Annotated in this window: 20 protein-coding genes; 6 read left to right on the top strand and 14 right to left on the bottom strand. The window is 71.3% G+C overall.

Annotation, left to right across the window (positions count from 1 at the left end; translation table 11 throughout):
* Positions 1-146 precede the first annotated feature (146 nt).
* The 3 genes from ACIPSE_RS11025 (at position 147) to ACIPSE_RS11015 (ending at position 1704) form a co-directional block, all read left to right on the top strand.
* A complete protein-coding gene (locus ACIPSE_RS11025; RefSeq protein WP_401660368.1) occupies positions 147-893 on the top strand; it encodes an alpha/beta fold hydrolase in 747 nt (248 codons plus the stop codon).
* A gap of 75 nt (positions 894-968) precedes the next feature.
* Positions 969-1178: a 2TM domain-containing protein gene (locus ACIPSE_RS11020; protein ID WP_401660365.1), complete on the top strand. Its 210-nt coding sequence runs from the start codon at positions 969-971 to the stop codon at positions 1176-1178.
* Positions 1179-1212: 34 nt separating this feature from the next.
* Complete coding sequence (locus ACIPSE_RS11015; RefSeq protein WP_401660362.1) at positions 1213-1704, top strand: DUF4188 domain-containing protein; 492 nt, start codon at positions 1213-1215, stop codon at positions 1702-1704.
* 139 nt (positions 1705-1843) lie between these two features.
* Here ACIPSE_RS11015 and ACIPSE_RS11010 read toward each other — a convergent pair whose 3' ends face one another.
* From ACIPSE_RS11010 to ACIPSE_RS10990, 5 genes are all read right to left on the bottom strand, one after another.
* Complete coding sequence (locus ACIPSE_RS11010) at positions 1844-3259, bottom strand: glucoamylase family protein (RefSeq protein ID WP_401660359.1); 1416 nt, start codon at positions 3257-3259, stop codon at positions 1844-1846.
* Between the two features lie 412 nt (positions 3260-3671).
* Positions 3672-4877 (bottom strand): glycoside hydrolase family 1 protein, encoded by a 1206-nt coding sequence (locus ACIPSE_RS11005; protein WP_401660356.1) that lies wholly within the window; start codon positions 4875-4877, stop codon positions 3672-3674.
* Between the two features lie 96 nt (positions 4878-4973).
* Positions 4974-5843: a carbohydrate ABC transporter permease gene (locus ACIPSE_RS11000; RefSeq protein WP_401660353.1), complete on the bottom strand. Its 870-nt coding sequence runs from the start codon at positions 5841-5843 to the stop codon at positions 4974-4976.
* A complete protein-coding gene (locus ACIPSE_RS10995) occupies positions 5840-6811 on the bottom strand; it encodes a carbohydrate ABC transporter permease (protein WP_401660350.1) in 972 nt (323 codons plus the stop codon). Before ACIPSE_RS10995 ends, ACIPSE_RS11000 begins: the two co-directional genes overlap by 4 nt.
* A 15-nt stretch (positions 6812-6826) precedes the next feature.
* A complete protein-coding gene (locus ACIPSE_RS10990; RefSeq protein ID WP_401660347.1) occupies positions 6827-8071 on the bottom strand; it encodes a sugar ABC transporter substrate-binding protein in 1245 nt (414 codons plus the stop codon).
* A 301-nt stretch (positions 8072-8372) separates the two neighbouring features.
* Here ACIPSE_RS10990 and ACIPSE_RS10985 point away from each other — a divergent pair, with 301 nt between their 5' ends.
* Together ACIPSE_RS10985 and ACIPSE_RS10980 are read left to right on the top strand one after the other, a co-directional pair.
* Positions 8373-9347: an acetylxylan esterase gene (locus tag ACIPSE_RS10985; RefSeq protein ID WP_401660344.1), complete on the top strand. Its 975-nt coding sequence runs from the start codon at positions 8373-8375 to the stop codon at positions 9345-9347.
* A gap of 266 nt (positions 9348-9613) precedes the next feature.
* On the top strand, positions 9614-9751 hold the full coding sequence (locus ACIPSE_RS10980; RefSeq protein WP_401660342.1) for a hypothetical protein: 138 nt from the start codon (positions 9614-9616) through the stop codon (positions 9749-9751).
* A gap of 75 nt (positions 9752-9826) precedes the next feature.
* Here the strand turns inward: ACIPSE_RS10980 and ACIPSE_RS10975 are convergent, their stop codons facing one another.
* The 4 genes from ACIPSE_RS10975 to ACIPSE_RS10960 form a co-directional block, all read right to left on the bottom strand.
* Positions 9827-10252, bottom strand: a complete 426-nt coding sequence (locus tag ACIPSE_RS10975) for a hypothetical protein (RefSeq protein WP_401660339.1) — start codon at positions 10250-10252, stop codon at positions 9827-9829.
* A 182-nt stretch (positions 10253-10434) separates the two neighbouring features.
* On the bottom strand, positions 10435-10611 hold the full coding sequence (locus ACIPSE_RS10970) for a hypothetical protein (protein ID WP_401660336.1): 177 nt from the start codon (positions 10609-10611) through the stop codon (positions 10435-10437).
* 141 nt (positions 10612-10752) lie between these two features.
* Positions 10753-11838, bottom strand: a complete 1086-nt coding sequence (locus tag ACIPSE_RS10965; protein WP_401660333.1) for a LacI family DNA-binding transcriptional regulator — start codon at positions 11836-11838, stop codon at positions 10753-10755.
* Positions 11839-12055: 217 nt separating this feature from the next.
* The gene (locus tag ACIPSE_RS10960; RefSeq protein ID WP_401660330.1) at positions 12056-13318 is read right to left on the bottom strand and encodes a PucR family transcriptional regulator; all 1263 of its coding nucleotides are present in this window, start codon (positions 13316-13318) and stop codon (positions 12056-12058) included.
* Between the two features lie 247 nt (positions 13319-13565).
* Between ACIPSE_RS10960 and ACIPSE_RS10955 the strand changes: the two genes are divergently transcribed.
* Entirely contained in the window at positions 13566-14441 is an 876-nt protein-coding gene (locus ACIPSE_RS10955) for a DUF4394 domain-containing protein (protein ID WP_401660327.1), read from the top strand.
* Positions 14442-14522: 81 nt separating this feature from the next.
* On the opposite strand, the gene ACIPSE_RS10950 is transcribed toward ACIPSE_RS10955, so the two are convergent.
* The 5 genes from ACIPSE_RS10950 to ACIPSE_RS10930 are packed head-to-tail and all read right to left on the bottom strand — an operon-like array spanning position 14523 to position 20775.
* Positions 14523-15155 carry a TetR/AcrR family transcriptional regulator gene (locus tag ACIPSE_RS10950; protein WP_401660324.1) on the bottom strand — a complete coding sequence of 211 codons (633 nt, stop codon included), beginning with the start codon at positions 15153-15155 and terminating at the stop codon, positions 14523-14525.
* Positions 15152-17158, bottom strand: a complete 2007-nt coding sequence (locus tag ACIPSE_RS10945) for a CocE/NonD family hydrolase (RefSeq protein ID WP_401660321.1) — start codon at positions 17156-17158, stop codon at positions 15152-15154. Before ACIPSE_RS10945 ends, ACIPSE_RS10950 begins: the two co-directional genes overlap by 4 nt.
* A complete protein-coding gene (locus ACIPSE_RS10940) occupies positions 17155-18897 on the bottom strand; it encodes a dipeptide ABC transporter ATP-binding protein (RefSeq protein ID WP_401660318.1) in 1743 nt (580 codons plus the stop codon). The genes ACIPSE_RS10945 and ACIPSE_RS10940 overlap by 4 nt, the downstream gene beginning before the upstream one ends.
* Before the next feature lie 34 nt (positions 18898-18931).
* Positions 18932-19822 carry an ABC transporter permease gene (locus ACIPSE_RS10935; RefSeq protein WP_401660315.1) on the bottom strand — a complete coding sequence of 297 codons (891 nt, stop codon included), beginning with the start codon at positions 19820-19822 and terminating at the stop codon, positions 18932-18934.
* Positions 19819-20775, bottom strand: coding sequence for an ABC transporter permease (locus ACIPSE_RS10930; RefSeq protein ID WP_401660312.1), 957 nt, complete (start codon positions 20773-20775; stop codon positions 19819-19821). Before ACIPSE_RS10930 ends, ACIPSE_RS10935 begins: the two co-directional genes overlap by 4 nt.
* Position 20776: the final 1 nt, after the last annotated feature.

Raw genomic sequence — 20776 nt, 5'->3', positions numbered from 1 at the left:
GGACCGGCTGTACGTCGACTGAACGGCCAGGGAAGACCACGCGGATGCCGGTCCCGGCCGCATTCCCTTCCCGTCCAGTGCCGCGCCCTAGCTTGGCGCCGAGCCTGTTCGAAGAAGTGGTCGTCATCCGAAGGAGAGGTTGGTCCATGGTGAGCGGGAAACCGACGATCGTGCTCGTGCACGGAGCCTTTGCCGACAGCAGTGGCTTCAACGCCGTGACCAAGCGGCTCGTCGCCGACGGCTATCCAGTGGTCGCCGCGCCGAACCCGCTGCGAGGGCTCTCCTACGACGCGGCCCACCTCAAGGCGCTGCTGGACAGCGTCGAGGGACCGATCGTGCTCGTCGGGCACTCCTACGGCGGTGCGGTCGTCTCCGCCGCCGCCGCGGGCCATCCGGCCGTGAGGGCCCTGGTCTACCTGGCGGCGTTCGTGCCGGAGACGGGCGAGAGCGCGCAGGCGCTGGTCGAGAAGTTCCCGGGCAGCACCGTGGGAGAGTCCCTGAAGCCGGTGCCGCTGCCCGACGGACAGGTCGACCTGTACATCGACCCGAAGGTCTTCCACCCCCATTTCGCCGCCGATGTGTCGGCGGGGGAAGCCGCCCTGTACTCGATCACCCAACGCCCGGCGACCGGCGCCGCTCTGGGCGAGCCCGCGAGCGGTCCGCAGGCGTGGCACACCATCCCGAGCTACAACCTGATCAGCGGCGCCGACCGGATCATCCCGCCGGTGACACAGGAGTTCATGGCCCAGCGCTCGGGCGCGAAGGCGCAACTGGTCGAGGGCGCCTCGCACATGGTGTTCGTATCCCGGCCGGGCGCGACGGTGGCGCTCATCGAGACCGCCGCGACCGAGACCGCCGAGCGGGCGCAGGAGCAGGAGTCGGAGCGGGCGTAACGGCTTCAGTGGCTCCGCCGGCGCCGTCCGCGACCGCGAGCGCGCGCATCGATCTCAAGACCCCAGGGAGAGAACATGCAGAAGAGCGAGAAGGCCATGAGGTGGGGCCTGCGGATCCACCTGTTCTGGTACGTCGTCGCCCATGTGGCCCAGGTGGTGGTGTGGGGCGTGGTCACACCCGACCTCTTCTTCTGGCCCCTGTGGTCGATCGTGGGCTGGGGCATCGGCCTCGCGATCCACTACTGGGCGATCCGCGCGAAGTTCCGCACGCTTGCCCGGCCCTGATCCGCGTCGCCCCCAGGAGGACCAGAGGAGTGTCATGTCCGAGAAAGTGATTCCGGGACGCAACACCGCCGCCGCCGAGGGCGATGTCGTCGTCTTCCACATCGGGCTGCGGATCAACCGGCTGCGAGCGTTCTCCAGTTGGTTCCCGGCCTTCATGTCGATGCCGCGCATGCTGCGCGAGCTGTCCCAGGAGAAGGGCAGCGGGCTTCTCGGCCACAAGGTGCTCTACGGCGGCCTGCGGGACTTCTACGTCGTCCAGTACTGGTCCGACAAGGAGCGGCTGCTCGCCTACGCACATCAGCAGGACCACGAGCACCGGCCCGCCTGGACGGCGTTCAACCGGCGGGCGCGCGCCGGGAAGGGTCATGTGGGCATCTGGCACGAGACGTTCATCGTCCCGGCGGGCTCCTACGAATCGGTGTACGTCGACATGCCCGCGTACGGACTCGCCGCGGCGACCGGTGTCGTACCGGTCGGGCGACGCGGTGACACGGCGGCGCAGCGTCTCCGGGCGGCGGAGAAGTAGGCGACGCCTCCGCGTCGAAGGGCGTGGCCGTGTCGGGCGAGCGCTCCAGGGGGCCGGTGGTCACCGTGTACCACCGGCCCCGTGCCCGACAGGGACCGTGCCGCCGCGCCCCTTCGTCCTGACGGCTGGTCAACGGCTGTCAGATCGAGAACCGCTCCTTGCGCAGCAACGGCTTTACACGGGAGGCGAATCCGCCGGTCCGGAAGGGGGTCTGGAGCAGTCCCGGCCGGAGCCGCTGCGCGAGCGCGGCCGTGATCATGCCCTGATCGAGGGCCAGCACGAAGTCGCTGACGCGGCCGGTGGTGACGTCGACCGAGTCGCGGAAGCCGTAGCGGTCGTCGTAAGCGCCGAAGTCGCGGTCCAGGCCACGGAGGTTGGCGAGCGCCTCGGCGGGTGCCTGCGGGAGGGCGAGGAAGGAGGCGTGCGGGGTGACGACGCCGAGCGAGTGGTAGCCGTCCTCCTGCATGCCGATGGCGTCGACACCGTATTCGCGGTACCCGCCGTCGGGTATCGAGGCCGGGGAGAAGCCCCAGTAGCCGTATCCCTCCTCGGCCAGACCGTGTTCGATCTGGCTGCGGACGTAACGCCGGTGCGTGAGGCCCCAGGACCCCGGGGACCATTCCGGTTCGGGCACGAAGAGCGGGACCATGAGCGCCTCGAACATCGAACCGCCCCAGGTGGGGACGAGGTCGCGCCCTCGGTAGGTGTAGTGGCCCTCCCAGACCCGCACGCCGTCGATCTCGGTGTACTCGCCTCCGGGTTCCTGTTCCTGGCCCGCGCCCGGCAGGAGGGTCCGGAACAGGTGCCAGTAGTGCTCGCCGGGCAGGGAGCCGTCCGCGATGCCGAGGTAACTGGCCATGCGGGGTTCGGTGTTGAGGGCGCCGTAGTGATGTCCCGTGGGCTCGCCCTTGCCGGGCTTGTCCGGCCAGTACCCGCCGCGCAGTTGCCCGGGACCGGCGACCGGATCGATGGCGTCGTAGGGCGTGTAGTAGTACGACCAGTCGGCGTCCGCGAGGAGCGCCGCGACGCGGGTGCGCAGCGCGGGGTCGACGTGGGCGGCGACGCGCAGCCCGGTCACGAGCCACGCGTTGTCGACGGTGGAGAGGAACGGGCGGACGGGATCACCCGTCTCGGGCCAGCTGGTCAGCAGGGAACCGTCGTGCGCGTCGTACCAGTTGAACCAGAACCCGTGGGCCCGCTCCAGACGTTCGACGGCGCTCAGCGCCCGGTCGAGGCGATGGTGCATGGCCGTCGCGGAGATGACGCCGAGTCCGGCGGCGGCGACCGTGGACCACAGGCCGCAGCCGATGTTGGTCGGCGAGGTCTGCGCGGAGGGTACGGGGGTGCCGCTGCCGCTGACGTCGATCTTGTCGGCGGCGAGGCCGAGTTCGGTGGTCATCGCCTCCATGGAGCGGTAGGTCGCGGCGAACCACTGCCGCAGCAGCCGCTCTTCGGTGTCGGCGTTCACGGCCGGGGCGGCGTGGGCGGTGAGGGGGGTCGCACAGGTGAGGGCCGCGGTGGCGGTGGCGGCGGTCAGAAAGCTTCGGCGGTTCATCGAATCTGGCTCCCTCGGGTGGGCGGACGGGGTCCGTGTGCCGTGGTGCTGTGCGGCAGACGGGTGTGCGTGTGCCGTGATGCGGTGGTGCCGGTAAGCGTGCGGGGGTGCTGCGTGCGAGGCGTCAGGTGCTGGACGTGAGGCGCCGTGCTGGGGGTGCGGCGGAGGGCCGGAGGAGGTCGGCCCGGGTACGCCTCCGCGCCATGGTGCTGATGGATCCGGTGACGGCCTCAGCCGTCATCGGTCGTGCCCTGGGCGTGGAGCTGCGCGGGTGGTGCCAGGTGTGCGGCCCCAGGCGTGGGCACCGTGGGTACGGCGCTGATCGTGAGGCGGGGCTGGTGGCGCCAGGGCGGGGGTGCGGCGGGGGCCGGCCGGTGTCAGGGGCCGGCCGGCCCTCGCCCGTTCCGGTGGGTCAGCCGTCGAGGCGCGGCAGGGCGCGCTCCCGGCCGAGGCCGCCGAGCCACTTCGCGGACGGCTTGGCCGTGCGCGCGAAGGTGACGGGGTCGACGGCGATGAGGCCGAAGGTGGGACGGTAGGAGCCCCACTCGTAGTTGTCGAGGGCACTCCAGGCCAGGTAGCCCGCGATGTCGATGCCGTCCTCCAGGCAGGCGGCGACGGCGTCGAGGGCACCGGCGTAGTAGTCGGCGCGGCGGCTGTCGTCGGCGGTGGCGATGCCGTTCTCGGTGACGATCAGCGGGGTGTCGGGGCCGATGACCTCGGCGGTGTGGCGCAGGGCGTGGCCGACGGCCGCCGGGTAGTACTCCCACTGGGTGAGGGTGCGCTCGGCGTCCTCGGGGGCGGGGATGGGGCCGTCGGTGCCGATCTTGGTGCGGGTGTAGGACTGGACGCCGATCCAGTCGTCGCCGCGGGCGGCCTCGATGAAGACGTCCTCGCGCGGGTGACGGTAGTCGGCGGTGACCTGCTCGGCGCCGGGGAGGGCCTGGTAGACCTGGTTGGCGATGGTCCAGCCGACCTTGATGTCGGGGTGGTTGCCGCGCAGGCTCTTCACGGCCGCGTGGTGCGCGGCGATGATCGCGTGGGTGGTCTCCTCGTCCGGGGTGGGCAGACCGGCGGGCGGGAAGCCCTGGTTGCCGGTCTTGGCCAGGCCGGCCATGACGGCGATCATGTTGGGCTCGTTGATCGTGCAGACGTACGGCACGCCGTCGGCGATGACCGGGGTGCAGGCCTCGACGTAGCGGACGAAGTGGTCGACGGCGCCTTCGGCGGTCCAGCCGCCGAGGTCCTCGAACCACTGCGGGACGGTGAAGTGGTGCAGGGTCACCATCGGGCGCAGGCCGCGGGCGATCGCGCCGTCGACCATGCGGCGGTAGTGGGCGATCTCGGCGCGCGAGAAGACGCCGGGGACGGGCTCGATGCGGGACCACTCGATGCCGAACCGGTAGTCGGTGAATCCGAGTTCGGCCAGGAGGTCCATGTCCTGGTCCCAGCGGTGGTAGCTGTCGCAGGCGTCGAGGCTGGGCTCCTCGATACGGGCGGCGGGGTCGTGCTCCTTGCGCCACCAGTCGCTGTTGACGTTGTTCCCCTCGATCTGGTGACCGGCCGTGGAGGCGCCCCACAGGAAGCCGTCGGGGAAGGGAGTGGTGGTGCTGTGCGTCATCGTGTGTCGCTGTCTTTCCGTGAGGGGGGTGGAAGAGGGCATGGCGGGCCGCCCCGTTGGCCGAAGGGAGGGCGGCGGGCCGGGAAGCCGGAGGGTCTACTTGAGGCCGGCGGTGGCGATGCCCTGGGTGAAGTGGCGTTGCAGGACGGCGAAGACGGCCAGGACCGGCAGGACGACGAGCAGCGAACCGGCCATCAGCATGCCGTTGCCGCCCGCGACCGTGCGGTTGGGGTCGTTGGCGAAGGTCGCCAGGGCCACCGGCAGGGTGTACTTGTCGGGGTCGTTGGTGGCGATCAGGGGCCAGATGAAGTTGTTCCAGGAACCGAGGAACGTGAAGATCGTCAGCGTGGCGAGGGCGGGCTTGACCAGGGGCATCACGATCCGCCAGAAGATGTACCACTCCCCCGCGCCGTCGAGGCGGGCCGCTTCGAGGAGTTCGTCGGGGACCTGCTGCATGAACTGCCGCATGAGGAACACCCCGAAGGCGCCCGCGGCGAACGGCAGGACGAGTCCGGCGTAGGTGTCGATGAGGCCCATGCCGTTCATCAGCACGTACAGGGGCAGGATCATCAGGTTGCCGGGCACCATCAGCGCGATCAGGACGAGTCCGAAGACCTTGGAGCGGCCGGTGAAGTCCAGCTTGGCCAGGGCGTATCCGAGCATCGAGCAGAACAGCAGGTTGCAGACGGTCACCAGGACGGCCACGATCAGCGAGTTGAGGAAGTACCTCGGCATGTCGAGCTGGTCGAGCAGCGCCGTGAAGTTGTCCAGCGTCCAGTGGCTGGGGATCCATACGGGCGGGTTCGCCGTGAGGTCCTGCCGGGTCTTGAACGCGGACAGGGCCATCCACAGGAACGGCGCGGCCATCACCAGCAGTCCCACCGAGGCGACGGTGTAGAGCAGCGGCTTGCGCAGCCGTCCGGTGCGGCGCGGCTGGTGTGCCTTGACGGCTGTCTCGGCGCTCATCGGGTGTTGTCCTTCAGCAGTCGGAGCTGGAGCACCGTGATGGCCATGATCACGACGAACAGGACGTAGGCCATGGCACTGGCGTAGCCCATGTGGAAGAAGTTGAAGCCCTCCTTGTACATGTCCAGGGACACGGTCAGCGTGGAGTTCGAGGGCCCGCCCTGGGTCATCACGAACGGTTCCTCGAAGACGTTGAGGTAGCCGATGGAGGTGATGACGGTGGCGTACAGCAGGGTGGGGCGCAGCAACGGCACGGTGATGCGGCGCAGTTCCTGCCAGGCGCCGGCGCCGTCCAGCCGGGCGGCCTCGCGGACCTCGACCGGGATGGCCTGGAGGCCGGCGATGCACAGCACCATGACGGTGCCGAGGTTGCGCCACACGGCCATGGCGATCAGCGAGGGCATGGCCCAGGTCTCGGAGCCGAGGAAGTCCGGTGCCGTCCAGCCCATTTCGGTGGCCAGGGAGGCGATGAGACCGTCGGTCGGGTCGAGCACGAACCGCCAGACGATGGCCACGGCGACGATGGTCGTGACGACCGGCGCGTAGAAGCCGATGCGGAAGAACGTGCGGGCCCGGTCGATGCCGTTGTTGAGCAGGATCGCCGCGAGGAGCCCCAGCACGATGGTGGCGGGGACGCCGACGACGACGAAGTAGGCCGTGTTGAAGAGGGCCTTGAGGAAGGTGTCGTCCTGGAACAGCTGGGTGTAGTTGTCCAGGCCGACGAACTCGGCCTCCAGGGGCCGGGTGACGTTACGGGCGCCGAAGTCGGTGAAGCTCATCAGGAGCGTGGCGACGATCGGGAAGAGCATGAACAGCCCGAACAGCACCAGGAAGGGCGTGGAGAACAGCCATCCGGTGAGGTTGTGCCGGTTCAGGGAGCGGCGGCGCCCGCCGGGTGCCCCGGGGCCGGCCCCGGGGCTCTTGTCGACGGCCGCGTGGGGCGCGGCCGGTCCTTTCGTGAGGGACATGAGGGGGACGCTCTCTTACTGAACGAGGCCTTCGATCTCGGACTGGGCCTTGTCCAGGGCGTCCTTCGCGCTGGACTTGCCCTGGGTGACCGACTCGATGGCGGTGTCGACCTTCGAGGTGATCTCGGTGAGCTTGGGCTGGGAGGGGGTGCTCTTCGCGGACTCCATCTGCTTGCGCCAGATCTGGAGGGTGGCGTCGGTGGCGAGGTCGCCGGAGTCCCAGGCGGCCGTGTTGGCGGGGAGGTCGTTGGTGCGGTCGAACCAGTCGGTCTGTCCGGCGGTGTCGGTGAGGGAGGCGACGAACTCCTGCGCGGCGGCCTTGTGGTCGCTGTCGGCGGAGATCGCGAGGCTGGAGCCGCCCGCCATGGAGCTGGACGTCTTGTCGGTCGGCACCGGGGCGATGGCCCACTTACCCTTGAGGTCGGGGTAGTTGTCGTCGAGCAGTCCGGTGACCCAGGGGCCGCCGAAGAACATGGCGACGGAGCCGGTGTTGAAGTCCTTGGTGACGTCGTAGCCGGGCTGGACGGACTTGTCGCTGAGGCCCTTGCTGAAGTAGCTGCCGTAGTTCTCCAGCGCCTCGACGGCGGCGGCGGAGTTCACGGCCGCCTTGCCGTCGTCGTCGATGATGGCGCCGCCGGCCGAGTAGAGGAACTGGTAGAAGCTCTGCACGGTGTCCAGGCCGCGGGGCTGGATGGACAGCCCCCACTTGGCGCCGGCCTTCTTCTGGTAGGCCGCCGCCGCGCTCTGGAGCTCGGCCATGGTGGTCGGGGCCTTCTTGATGCCGGCCTTCTCGGCGAGGTCGGTGCGGTAGAAGAGCACACGCGTGTCCACGTACCACGGGACGCCGTAGGTGGTGCCGTCGTAGGTGCCCTGCTGCCAGGCGGCGGGGAAGAAGTCGCTCTCCTTGACGGTCTTGGTGTCGACCGGTTCGAGGACGCCCATGTCGGCGAACTCGCCGAGGTAGCTGCCGCCCATCTGGACCACGTCGGGCAGCTTGCCCGCGGCAGCGGCGGCGACCAGCTTCTGGTGGGCGACGTCCCAGCCGATCGGCGTGACCTTGACGGTGATGTTGGAGTGCTTCTTCTCGTACTCCTTGGCGACGTCGCCGAGCTTCTCGCCCTCTGTGCCCATGGCCCAGACGGTGAGGGTCTGCTTGGCGTCGGCGGCCACGCCCGCACCACCCGAGCCGCCACAGGCGGTGAGGGTGAGCGCAGACGCCAGGGCGAGGGCCAGCGACCCGGTTGCGGCGGCGCGGTTCATGGACGGCTCCTCCTTGAGCTCCGACAACAATGTATGCGCTGTCTGTAAGCGCATACATCACTCTGTTGCAGCAGTTCGGGACCTGGCAAGGGGGGTCTTGGTCACACTCCCGTAACGGGCACGACACCCGGCGGACGGTCCGTGCGGCGCCGACGGGACCAGGTCACTCGTTCCCGGCCGACGCGAAAGCAACATAAAACGGATCAATGCACAATGAAAGCATCTGTGATCGACGCCGCTGTCCGCGCCCCCGACCCGGCCCCCGGAGAGCCCGGCGCGAGCGGCTGACTACAGTCGCCGCATGCCGCCCGTCACCCACACCTTCGCCTTCGACCCCACGCACGGCCATACCCTCGACGACCTGCTGAAAATCGGCGCGCCCACCGCCCCGGCCGGCTTCGACGCCTTCTGGCGGGCCCGCAAGGAGGCCGCCGACCGGGTCCCCCCGCGCCCGCGCCTCGGGCGGGTCGTCGGGCACCACGACGGCCACCTCGTCCAGGAGGTGTCGTACGACACGCTCGGCGGGCGCTGCTCCGCTTTGCTGGCGCTACCCGGCGAAGGCGCCGCCCGGCACGGTTTCGTGATCGGACACGGGTACGGCGGCCGGACCGACACCGGCACGGATCTGCCGCTGCCCCTGCCCGGATCGGCGGCGATCTTCCCGCTGGCCCCCGGACTCCCCGCCCTCGGACTGCGCCCGGATCTCCCCTCCACCCCCGACGCACACGTCCTGCACGGCATCGGATCCCGCGAGACCTACGTCCTCGGCGACTGCGTGGCGGGCCTGTGGGGCGCCGCGGCGGCGCTCCTGGAGCTGGTGCCCTCGCTCGACGGCCGTCTCGGACTGCTCGGCGAGAGCTTCGGCGGCGGGATCGGCGCGCTGGCACTGCCCTGGGACGACCGGTTCGCGGCGGCCCGGCTGACCGTGCCCACCTTCGGCAACCATCCGCTGCGCCTGACGCTCCCCTGCACCGGCAGCGGAGAGGCCGTACGCGCCCATGTCCGGACCCACCCCGAGGCGGTGGAGGTGCTGGCCCACTTCGACGCCGCCACGGCCGCCACACGCGTACGCGTCCCCGTCCTGGCGGCCTGCGCCCTCTTCGACCCCGCCGTACCGCCGCCGGGCCAGTTCGCGATCCACGGGGCGCTGGGCGGGCCACGGCAGCTGGAGGTACTGGAGGCGGGGCACTACGCGTACGCCGGGGAGGCGGAGGAACGGCGGCGCCTGGACCGGGTCACGGGGGAGTTCTTCGCCGGATGGATGGGGCGGGGCTGAGGGGGGAGAGGGCTCGGCGGACGGGCTCCTCGCATCCCCGAGGCGCACGTCGCAGCGGGGCGGGTGGACCGATCAGGAAGCTCGTGGCACTTCACGGTGCCCAGCAGGCACGGCGCGGGAGGGGGCAGGCCACGCCTGAAGTGCGGAAGCCGTCAGCCCGCGCACGTCGGCCCGTGTCCGGGCGGCCACAGCTCATGCGGCGGGCTGTTCGCCGAGCCGGACCCTCGGCCGACGGTCCATGGTCATCAAAGGCAAGGGACGGGGTCGTGTACCCCAGCCAGGCGAACGACATCGGGCTGGTCTTCCCATCCACCTCCAGATCGCGGCCGAACTGGATCGAGCCGGACTTCGCCGCCCTGCGCCACTACGCCCTCAACGGGACCGGCCACCGAAGCCACGGCTGACAGGTCGCCGCCATCGGCGTCTGCATCCGCTTCCCCGACGCCCGCGCCGAATCGAAGACGAATCTCGCCCCCGCGTCACCCGTCCGCACGTGGACCCAGTACCCGATCCAGGCGCCGTGACCAGCCCTTTGCGCGCCCTTCACTCGTCAACCACGGGTGATAGTGGGTACGTCCCAGGACGTCCCCGCTGTGCACCGCAGCCACGCCACCCACCACGGGCGTGGAAAGGAGCGTGAGAAGCATCGGTCCGTAGCCGCCGTCCCAGGCGACTGCCACAACGATGGTTTCACCGAGGTACATCGTGCCCGCGACACAGCCGGCGAGCAGCCCCCGCAACGGAGCCCGGGCGGCAAGCCATTCGGGCGACAGAGCAAGCGCCGCACCGGTGGCTGCGCCGAGCACGACACCGACCCCCAGGCTCCCGCCCACGACGACACCGCCCCGCATGAGACCTGTCAGGGCGTCGTGCAGCCCCGTGCGAAGCCACATCACCGCGCCCACGACCGCCAGAGAGCCGAAGACTGCCGCCAGGACCGACCCGATCCGTACTCCGAGCCGGACGCCCCGCTCGACTACAGCTCCGACCACCACGCCCCCCGCTTGGCCACCTCGCACCCTGCTTATCAGGTTGGCCCCCTGCTCAGGCGACCCCGTCACCCACGACCGCAGAACCGCCTCCGGCCTCAGACCTCGCCCGACGTCCCGGAGTCGTCACATCGCGCCCAGCGCCCCGGGGCCCGGTTCAGCCCCAGGGCCCCGTTCAGACAGTCGCAGCTCACCCTGCGGGTCAGGAGCCCGGCGCGCTGCTCGCCGGGCCGGACCATCGGCTCGACCGGCCCGAGGCGGTCAGCGAGGGGCAAGTGCGGGATCGGGCATCCCCGCTGGGGGGGCGGCGCGGCAACCAAGCGTCCCGTCCCCCTTGGCCACGGAGCCGCCCATGGCCCGGCCCCAGGCCGCCTCCGTGCTGGAAGCGTCAGGCCGCGCCACGCACACGGGTGTCGTCAGACCGCGCCCAGCGGTCCCGGGCCCGTGTCCGGGCAGCCGCAGCTCGCCCGGCGGGCCAGGCTCACCGGGAGCATGAGGGAGACCGGTTCCGTGCCGCTCTCGCCGCGCAGGCGTGCGATGAGCAGTTCGGCTGCCTGTTCGCCGAGCCGGACCATCGGCTGGCGCACCGTGGTCAGCGAGGGGCGGACGATACGGCTGAGCGGGATGCCGTCGAACCCGGTGACGGCCACCGTGTCCGGGACGGACACACCGCGTCGGTCGAGCGCCTGGAGCGCTCCCACGGCCATCTGGTCGTTGGCGAAGACGAACGCCTCGAAGGGCTCCCCGCCCCCGTCGCACAGGAGGTCCGCGGCACGGGCGCCCTCCGCCCGCGTCATCATCGGCATCCGCAGCGCGGGTTCCGGCCCGGGGGCGACGCCCGCCTCGGCGCACGCCCGGCGGAACCCGCGGAATCGCGCCTCCACGTCCGGGGACGTCTCGTCGACCCCGACGTAGGCAAGGCGGCGCAGCCCGTGGTCGTGCAGCAGATGGCGGGTCAGCTCGTACTGGCCGTCCTCGTTCGCCACCTCCACATGGTCGAGGTGGTCCAGGGAGGGGTCGGCGCGCGGTCCGGCCAGCATGACGACGGGCTGCCGCCGCGAGATGACCTCCAGCTCCTCGGTCGGGACCGTGCGCGCGAGCACCGCGAAGCCGTCGACCCGGCCGGCGACCTTGGCGACGAGGCTCTCGGGGCCGCCCGCGAGCGAGGCCGCGATCAGCAGGGCGTAGCCGTGGCGCCGGGCGGCGCGTTCCATGCCCCGGATGATCTGGTCCGAGTAGAGCATCGCCGCGTCGTCGTCCTCGATGTCCGCGGTGTCGGGGTCGGCGTAGTCGGGGAAGCACAGGCCGAGCACGTCGGTGGAACGGCTCGCGAGACCACGGGCGTTGCCGCTGGGCACGTATCCCAGCTCGCGTGCGGCGGCGAGGACCCGTTCCCGGGTGGCGGCCCGTACGGAGTCGGGGTTGCGGTAGACCCGGGACACGGTCGCGATGGAGACGCCGGAGCGGTCGGCGACGTCGTACACCGTGGGTGTGGCGTTCACGATGCGGCGCCCTTCATGATCGATCCCCCGTTCCGTGCTGGTCACGCGTTGCTCCGAGGCGGGCCCGGAGCCGAGATGAAAGCGCATTCACCCTAGGGCCGGGGCAGGCTGTCAGGCAACCGCGACCATCAGGCCGGGGATGCCGATCACTCCGGTTACGGGGACGAAAGGGGCAGGTCAGGGCGGGTGCGGAGGGTATCGGGCAGGCCGTGACCGTTCACGTCCACGCGCCTGACAGGCGGCGGGTGACCACGCACGTGAGCGTGCGCACGCCGTGCGTGGACGCCGGGTCCAGGCCGGTCAGCTCCCGTACACGGCGGAGCCGGTAGTCCAGGGTGCGCGGATGGACGTTGAGGGAGGCCGCCGCGGGGGTCCGGTTCATGTCGTGGCGGTAGTAGGCGTCGAGGGTGCGCAGCAGGTCGGGGCCGTCGTCGAGGCGTACGGCGACCGTCTCCAGCCAGGCGTCCGCGAACGGCACGTCGGCGACGGCGAGTTCGGCGAACACGTCCGCGACGGTGTACGGCCGTACTCGCGCCGAGCCGGTTCGCAGCGGAGCCGCCGCGCTGATCCGGCGGGCCCGGTCGAGGGCCTCGGCCAGGCCGGAACGGGCCGCTCCGGCGACACCGGCGGCGCACGGCAGGGCCAGCGCGTCGGCGAAGTCCGTCAGGAGGCCGCTCACCTCGGCGGGAACCCGGCCGGGGACCTCGCCGGGGTCCGACGGCTGCCACGGCTGCGCTTCCCCGGCGGGCACCAGAGCGATCAGCTCGCCCCCTTCCGATGCGCCGCCCGGTCCCCCGCTCACCACCCCCTGTGACCCTCCGGGCACCCACGCCGCCGGGACGCGCCGGGCCCTGACGAGGGCCTCGACCTGTTTCACCACGGTGCCGTCGTCCGCGGGAGCGGCCGGGGCGCGGATGACGGTCACCATGTAGTGGCTCGCGGTCTCCAGCCCCACGGCGCGCGCGAGTTCCTCCGCCAGCGGGTCGTCGGTCAGCAACGACCTGACGAGCTGGGCGACTTGCTCGACGTACGGCATTCTGCGCCGCAGCACGGAGACGAATCCGCGGCAGTACGCGCCGATGCCGCGTTCGCCCTGCGGGGCGAACCAGGCCATGATGCGCATGAGTTCGTCGAGTTCTCCGCCGCGCTGGTTCTCGGTCGCCTCGTTGATCTCGCGCAGCATGAGCGCGGTATGGACCCGCAGGATGCGCTGCCGGGATTCCAGCGACATTCCGGCGGCGGCCCGCGAAGCTCCCATCGTCGAGATATGGCCAAGGTCGGAATCGGTCAGCAGGGCGTTCCCGGGGGCGAGTTCGATGGTTCTGCGTCTGAGCCAGACCGAGTACTCGAGGGTTTCCGCGAGGACTCTGGAATTCCGTGGAGCCGCCCCCAATTCCGGGATCTCGCGTACATAGGTGTCGACCTCACGGCGCGCGTTGGCCGGTGCCTGACGGGCCAGTTCGGCGATGAGACTCCCCATGGCCGTGAGCATGCCATCACGGCGAAGGCGTCGTCAGACGAAATCCGGACCGCTGTTTGTCCCGCCGCGCAAAACGGCGAAGGCCACGGTGGCGGGGTTTTGTCACGCGGCGCAAAGTTCCCACATCGGGGCATTCTCTTCGCCCGATCCGCTTGTCGGGCCGACGTGTTCCGGACCTAATGAGACCGCGAAACCGCATTCGTCCCGCACACCGGGAAACGTCGTACGTCCAACGGGAGGAAAACGAATGAAGTCAGGGATCAAAAAGAGAGCCGTCGCGGCGGTGGCCACGATGTCCGCGGCGACCGCGCTCCTCGTGGGCGCCCCCGGCTCCAGCTCCGCCGCTCCCGACGCCACCCCCAGCCTGCGCGCCTTCGGCATCACCGGCGACGGCACCCTGATGGCCACCTTCGCCACCGACCGGCCGCAGGTCCTGGACTGGGTGCGGGTGGTCACGGGTCTGTCGGGCGACACGAAGCTCGTGGGCATCGACCATCGCGTCCAGAACAACCTGATGTACGGCCTCGGCGACAAGGGCGGCATCTACACGATCACGACCCCGCCGACCACCGCCGACGTGGTCGTCACCAAGGTCTCGCAGCTCCAGGTCGCCCTGTACGGCACCACGTTCGACATCGACTTCAACCCGGCCGCCGACCGTCTGCGCGTGATCAGCGACTACGGGCAGAATCTGCGGCACAACCTCAATGACCACACCACGGTCACCGACAGCGCGCTGAACATCCCGCCGGCGACCACCGCCGCACAGGGCGTGACGGCCGCGGGCTACACCAACAACGACCTGGTCGGCTCGACGGGGACGACCCTGATCGACATCGACACCTTCAACGACCAGGTCGTCATCCAGTCGCCGCCGAACGCGGGCAGCCTCGTCACCACCGGTCTCCTCGGCTTCGACGCGGGCACCAACGCGGGCCTGGACATCTTCAGTTACCTCACCAACGGCAAGACCACGTCGATCGCGGCGTTCGCGAGTCTCACGCCCTACGGCGCCAGTACGCCGTCCCTGTACAGCCTGAACGTGCTCACCGGGGAGCCGGCCTCCGTCGGCCAGTTCCCGTTGAACATCACGGACATCGCCATCACGATCAGCGGGACCTGACCCCGGGCCAGGGTCAGGATCCAGGGGGGCCAGGGGCCGGCCCGGGTGTGCCCGAGGGCACGGCCAGGCCGGTTCCGGGGCTCAGCCGAGCTCGTTGCGGAGGAATCGGTGCAGGTGACGGCGGGCGTCCTCGGTGGTCAACGGCGGTGCCTGGCGGAGCCGTTGCAGGGCCAGACCGTCGACCAGGGCGACGAACCGCAGGGTGAAGCCGTCGAGGTCGCCGCCGGTGAAGTCGCCGTCGGTCACGCCTCGTTCGGCCAGGGACCTGATGTGCAGGTGCCAGGCCTCGTAGCGCTGGGCCTGGCCGCGGGTGAAGGCGTCGTCCGTCGTCTGGTCGCCCGCGTTCCAGTAGTCGAACCACATCCGCCAGTGCCGGTCGGTGTGTTCGGTGAACAGGGCGTCGATGAGGAGCCCGAGGGCCTCCGAGCCGCTCTCGGCCCGCCGGGTGGCCTCCATCAGCTCGGCGTAGTACCGCTCGATGTGCAGCACCATCGCCTCGGACAGGATCTCCTGGACGCTGCCGAAGTGGTAGGTGACCGTGCCGACGGACACCCCGGCCGCGGCGGCCACGTCCCGGACGCCGACCGACGCGTAGCCGCGTTCGGCGATGAGGGGCACGGCCGCCTCGACGATGAGCCGTCGCCGTACCTCGGTGGGCTGGCGGGTGCGGTCGGCGGCGGCCACCGCCCGGCGCGGTGACTTGGCGGCGGTCATCCCGACGTCCTCGGAATGGTGTGCTGCCATGCGCGCTTGGCCACTGTCTCTCCGTTCGCCCGTGCTTCGACGCGACTGTCGGTCACGAAGTCCGCGCCCGTGGCGCGCAGCTCCGTCCGGGCCATGATCTCAGCGTCGTAGCCGTCCTCGCGCCGCAGGCGGATGCGCCATTCGGAGACGGCCGTCGCGGACAGCGGGTCGTCGCGGCGGATGCGGTAGGTCTCGCGCGCCTCCTCCTCGTAGCGCAGCCCGTCGGGGTAGGTGCGTGAGCCGCCGTAGTTGGGGTCGACCTCCAGGGTCCACTCCCCCGTCGCGACGTCGTGCGTGACCAGCCGCTCCGGGCGGGGCGCGGCGGGCGCGTCGTAGGTCACGGCCAGCGGGGGCGCCTGCTCGGGCTCCTCGAAGACGACGGGGCGTTCCTCGCCGGGTGCCAGGACGGGCAGCAGGAGGGCGCTGTCGGCGGGGACCACGGTGAGCGCGGTGCGTTCACCGTGCGGCCACACCCAGGGCCAGTAGGTGTCGGACACGGCGACCCGGACGCGGTGGCCGGGCGGGAAGGCGTAGCCGATGCCCGTCAGCTCGACCTCGACGTCCTCGTACGTGCCGGGCGTCCACTCCACGGCCCGGTCCCGGCCGTGGCGGCTGAGCAGGTTGAGGACACCGCGCGTCACGAGCGTGGACGACCCGTCGGGTGCCACGTCGCAGACGCGGACGACGACGTGGGCGCGCGGCGTGGCGCTGTCGAGGCGCAGACGGACCCGGGGGCGGCCGAGGATCTCGGCGCGCCCGTCGAGGGGTGCCGAGTCGAAGCACACGGACCGTCCGTCCTCCTCCCGCTGGTCCGGCGGCAGATCGCTCGCGTTGCCGAAGGGGAAGAAGCGGCCGGCGTCGAGCCCGGTGTGCTGCGGCGACCGGACGAGCACGGGGTCGTGGCCGTCACCCAGGGGCCGTTCGTCCCAACTGACGCGCGGCGAGGGCCACTCGCTCTCGCCGACCCAGCGGCCGGGCATCTCCTCGTACGAAGTGGCGGGCGGGACCGGGTCGTTGACCCAGGCGCGGAGCAGGGGCTCGCTCATGACGCCGGTCTCGGTGCCCTTGAGGTGCTGGTCCCACCAGCGCAGGGTCTCCTGGAGGAAGCCGATCGCGGGGCCGGGCGGCAGTCCGCGGTCGGGGTACTGGTGCGACCAGGGGCCGACGAGGCCGCGCACCCGGTCGGCGGGCAGGTGCTCCACCAGGCGCAGCACGGTGTCCCGATAGGGGTCGTGCCAGCCGCCGACGGCGAGGACGGCGGCCTTGATCGCGCCGTAGTCCTCGCAGACGCTGCCGTGCTTCCAGTAGGCGTCGCGCTGCTGGTGGGAGAGCCAGGTGGGCAGGAACGGTTCGAGGGCGTCGAGGCGTTCGCGCCACAGGGGAATCCAGCGGTCGGCGCCGACGCTCGCCGGGTCCGGGGGCCGGGAGGCGAAGGCGAGCATGGTGCCGGCCCAGGCGAGCATGTCGATGCCGAGGACGGCGCCGCCCGTGTAGTGGACGTCGTTGTCGTAGCGGTCGTCGGTGGAGCAGACGGTGACGATCGCCTTGAGGGGTTCGGGGGCGAGGGCGGCGATCTGGAGGGAGTTGAAGCCGCCCCAGGAGATGCCGAACATGCCGACCTTGCCGGTGCACCAGGGTTGCGCGGCGAGCCAGTTGACGACGTCGACGCCGTCGGCGAGTTCCTGTTCGTCGTACTCGTCGCCCGGGGTGCCCTCGCTGTCGCCGTGGCCGCGGATGTCGACGCGCACGGAGGCGTAGCCGTGTCCGGCGTACCAGGGGTGGCGCTGGGCGTCGCGCGGGGCGGTCCAGTCGCTCTTGCGGTACGGGAGGTATTCGAGCAGCGCCGGTACGGGGTCGGACTCGGCGTCCACGGGCCGCCAGACGCGGGCGTGCAGCCGGGTCCCGCCGTCCCGGGTGGGGATCCAGACGTCCTCGCGGACGACCTGGCGCTCGAACTGGTCGCGGTACTTCACGAAACTCCTTCTGCGACTGGGGTGTTGAGGGGTCCGGAGGTCACGGGGCGCCAGCGGCGGACACGGTGCCCGGCGCCCTGGTCCGTCCACATGCCGGTGGTGTCGGTGTCGTCGGCCCAGTCCGCCGTCTCGTCGGCCGGGGGTGCGGCGTCGGGGTCGGGTTCCAGGGCCGCCGCCATGAGCCGCCGGGTGTAGGGGTGGCCGGGTGCGGTGAACACGGCTTCCGTCGGGCCTTCCTCGACGACGACTCCGTGGCGCAGCACGACGACCCGGTCGGCGATGCCGCGGACCACGGCGAGGTCGTGGCTGATGAACAGGCACGCCAGGTCGCGTTCACGGCGCAGGTCGTCCAGGAGGCGCAGCACCTCGGCCTGGACGGAGACGTCGAGGGCGGTGGTGATCTCGTCGGCGATCAGGACGTCCGGTTCGCCGGCCAGCGCGCGGGCGATACCGATGCGCTGGCGCTGGCCGCCGGAGAGCTGGGCGGGGAGGCGGTCGGCGAACGCGGGGTCGAGCCGTACGTCGGCGATGAGGCGGCGGGCCTGTTCGGCGGCCTGGGCGCGGTCCGGGGCGGTGCCGAAGAACCGCAAGGGGCGGCGGACGGCGTCGCCGACGGAGCGCCGCGGGTTGAGGGAGGTGTCGGCGTTCTGGAAGACCAGCTGGACCCGGCGGCGCAGCGTCAGGGGGCGCTTGCCGGCGGGCCGGGCGAGGTCGCCCTCGTCGTGCCGCAGCGTGCCGCCCGACGGGGTGCGCAGGCCCGCCAGGGTCCAGGCGAGGGTGGACTTGCCGCTGCCGGACTCGCCGACCAGGGCGAGTATCTCGCCGCGGCGGACCTCGAAGCCGACTCCATGGACGGCGCGGGTGCTGCCGTAGTCGATGGTGACGGCCTGCGCCGAGACGGCGACCGGCGCGTCCGCGGGCACGGACGCCTTGGAGCGGACGGTCCGCTCGCCCAACTCGTCGACGATGGCGAGACCGGCGTCGTCCAGGCGCGGCACGCTCGCCAGCAGCCGTCTGGTGTAGGGGTCCTGGGGCTGGGCGAAGAGGGTGCGGGTGGGGGCGGACTCCACGATCCGGCCCGACTTCAGGACGCACACCTCGTCGGCCATGTGGGCGACGACTCCGAGGTCGTGGCTGACCAGGACGGCGGCGAGGCCGAGTTCGTCGCGCAGGGCGGCGATCAGGTCGAGGACGCTGCGCTGGGTGACGACGTCCAGGCCGGTGGTGGGTTCGTCGAGGACGAGCACCTTGGGCCGGGCGGCGATGGCCATGGCGATGGCGACGCGCTGCTGCTGTCCGCCGGAGAGTTCGTGCGGGTAGCGGCGGGCGAGTTCGGCGGGGCGGGGCAGCCGTACCTGGTCGAGCAGGTCGATGACGGGTACTTCGCCGCCGGCCTCCTCGATCTGCGCGCCGATCCGCATGGTGGGGGTCAGGGCGTGTCCGGCGTTCTGGGCGACCATGGCGACGGTGCCGCCACGCAGCCGGCGCAACTCCCGTGCGGACAGGGCGAACACGTCCTGTCCGTCCACATGCACGCTGCCGTCGGTGATGCGGGAGCCGTGCCGCAGGTGGCCCAACAGGGTGGCCGCGACGGTGGACTTGCCGCTGCCGGACTCGCCGACGAGGGCGAGGGTGCGCCCCTTGGCGACCTCCAGCGACACGTCGTGCACGACGGGGACGTCCCGCCCGCCGGAACGGTAGGCGACGCTGAGGGAGTTGACGGATACGACAGTGGTCATCGGGAGTCCTCCCCGGTCCGAGCGGCGGTGGCCATCAGGAGCCCTCCCTGATCCGGTCGACGCCCCATGCCTTGGACAGGCCGTCGGCCGCGAGGTTGAGCCCGACCACGAGGGTGGCCAGGGCGATGATGGGAGCGAGGCTCGCCAGGGGGACGACGGTGATCGCGGTGCGGTTCTCGGCGACCATGAGTCCCCAGTCGGGGGTCGGCGGGTCGGCGCCGAAGCCGAGGAAGGACAGCGAGGAGATCAGCAGCACGACCCAGGAGGCGCGCATCGCGAACTCCACGCAGACCACGTCCGTGATGTTCGGCAGGACCTCGCGGCGCAGGATCGCCCAGGTGCTCTCGCCCCGGGCCCTGGCGGCGGTGACGTAGTCCATGGGGACGACGGCCAGCGCGGCGCCGCGTACCACCCGCACGACCTGGGGGACGTAGACGACGGCGATGGCCAGGACGATCACGGCCGGGCCGGTGCCGAGGGCGGTGACGACGACCAGCAGGGCGAGGATCGAGGGGACGGAGAGGATCGCGTCCAGGACCCGGCCGAGGACGTCGTCGAACCAGCCGCCGCGCAGGGCCGCCGCGCAGCCGACGACCGTGCCGATCAGGACGGTGACGAGGGTGGCGGCCACGGAGACGCCGAGGGCATAGCGCCCGCCGTACAGGACACGGGCGAGGACGTCACGGCCGTACTGGTCGGTGCCCGCGAGGTGCTCGGCGCTCGGGCCGAGCAGGGCCTGCGAGGCGTCGTTGGCGACAGGGTCGTACGAGGTCAGCAGCGGGGCGAGCAGGGCGACCAGGACGTGGACGGCGACGACGGCGAGGCCGATGAGCGCGGTGCGCGAGGAGCGCAGGGTGCGCCAGGCCCGGGTCAGGGCGTGCGGGGCGGCCACGGGGGCGGCGGGGGTGGTGTCGAGTGTGGTCATCGGGTCCTGCCTCGGGTGCGGAGCCGGGGGTTGAGGGCCATGGCGCCGAGGTCGGCGGCGAGGTTGCAGACGACGTAGATCACGGCGCTGATGAGGGCGATGGCCTGGATGACGGGGAGGTCGCGGTTCTGGACGGAGGACAGCATCAGCTTGCCGATGCCGGGGTAGTTGAAGACGTTCTCGACGACGGCGACCCCGCCCGCGAGCCAGGCGATGTTGAGCGCGACGACGTGGAGCGTGGGCAGCAGAGCGCTGGGCAGGGCGTGCCGGGTGACGACCCGCCAGGTCGACAGGCCCTTGAGGCGGGCGGTGGTGACGTACTCGCCGGCCATGACGTCGATCACCGAGGTGCGGGTCATCCGGACGATGTAGGCGGCCATGACCACGGCGAGGGAGAGGGCGGGCAGCCATACGGCGGGCAGGAGTTGGCCGACGCTCGCCTCGGGGCCGTACAGGACGACGGCGGGGAACCAGGGCAGCGCGACGGAGAAGCAGAGCACCAGCACGGTCGCGACGACGAACTCGGGGACGCTCATGCCGACGAGGCTGACCGTCGAGATGAGGTGGTCGGGCCAGCGGTCGCGGTACAGGCCGGCCAGGACGCCGAGCACGAGCGAGCCGGTGACCGCGAACAGGACGGTGATCAGGGCGATGAGCGCCGAGTTGCCGAGGTAGGAGGCGACTTCGCCGCCGACTTCCTTCCCGGAGACGAGCGAGGTGCCGAAGTCGCCGTGCAGGGCGCCCTTGATCCAGTCGAGGTAGCGCTCGTACGCGGGCTGGTCCAGGCCCAGTGTGCCGCGCAGTGCGGCGACGGCGTCGGGGGTGGCGTCCTTGCCGAGGATCTGGGTGGCCACGTCGCCGGGCAGGGCCTGCACGGCGAGGAAGACGAGGAGGGAGGAGAGCAGCAGGGTGCCTATGGCGGAGGCGGCCCTGCGGAGAGTGAACGACAGCATG

Origin of the sequence: Streptomyces sp. NPDC090106 (assembly GCF_044747265.1) — a bacterium.
Taxonomy (GTDB): Bacteria; Actinomycetota; Actinomycetes; order Streptomycetales; family Streptomycetaceae; genus Streptomyces.
This window is presented reverse-complemented; position numbering and strand designations above follow the sequence as displayed.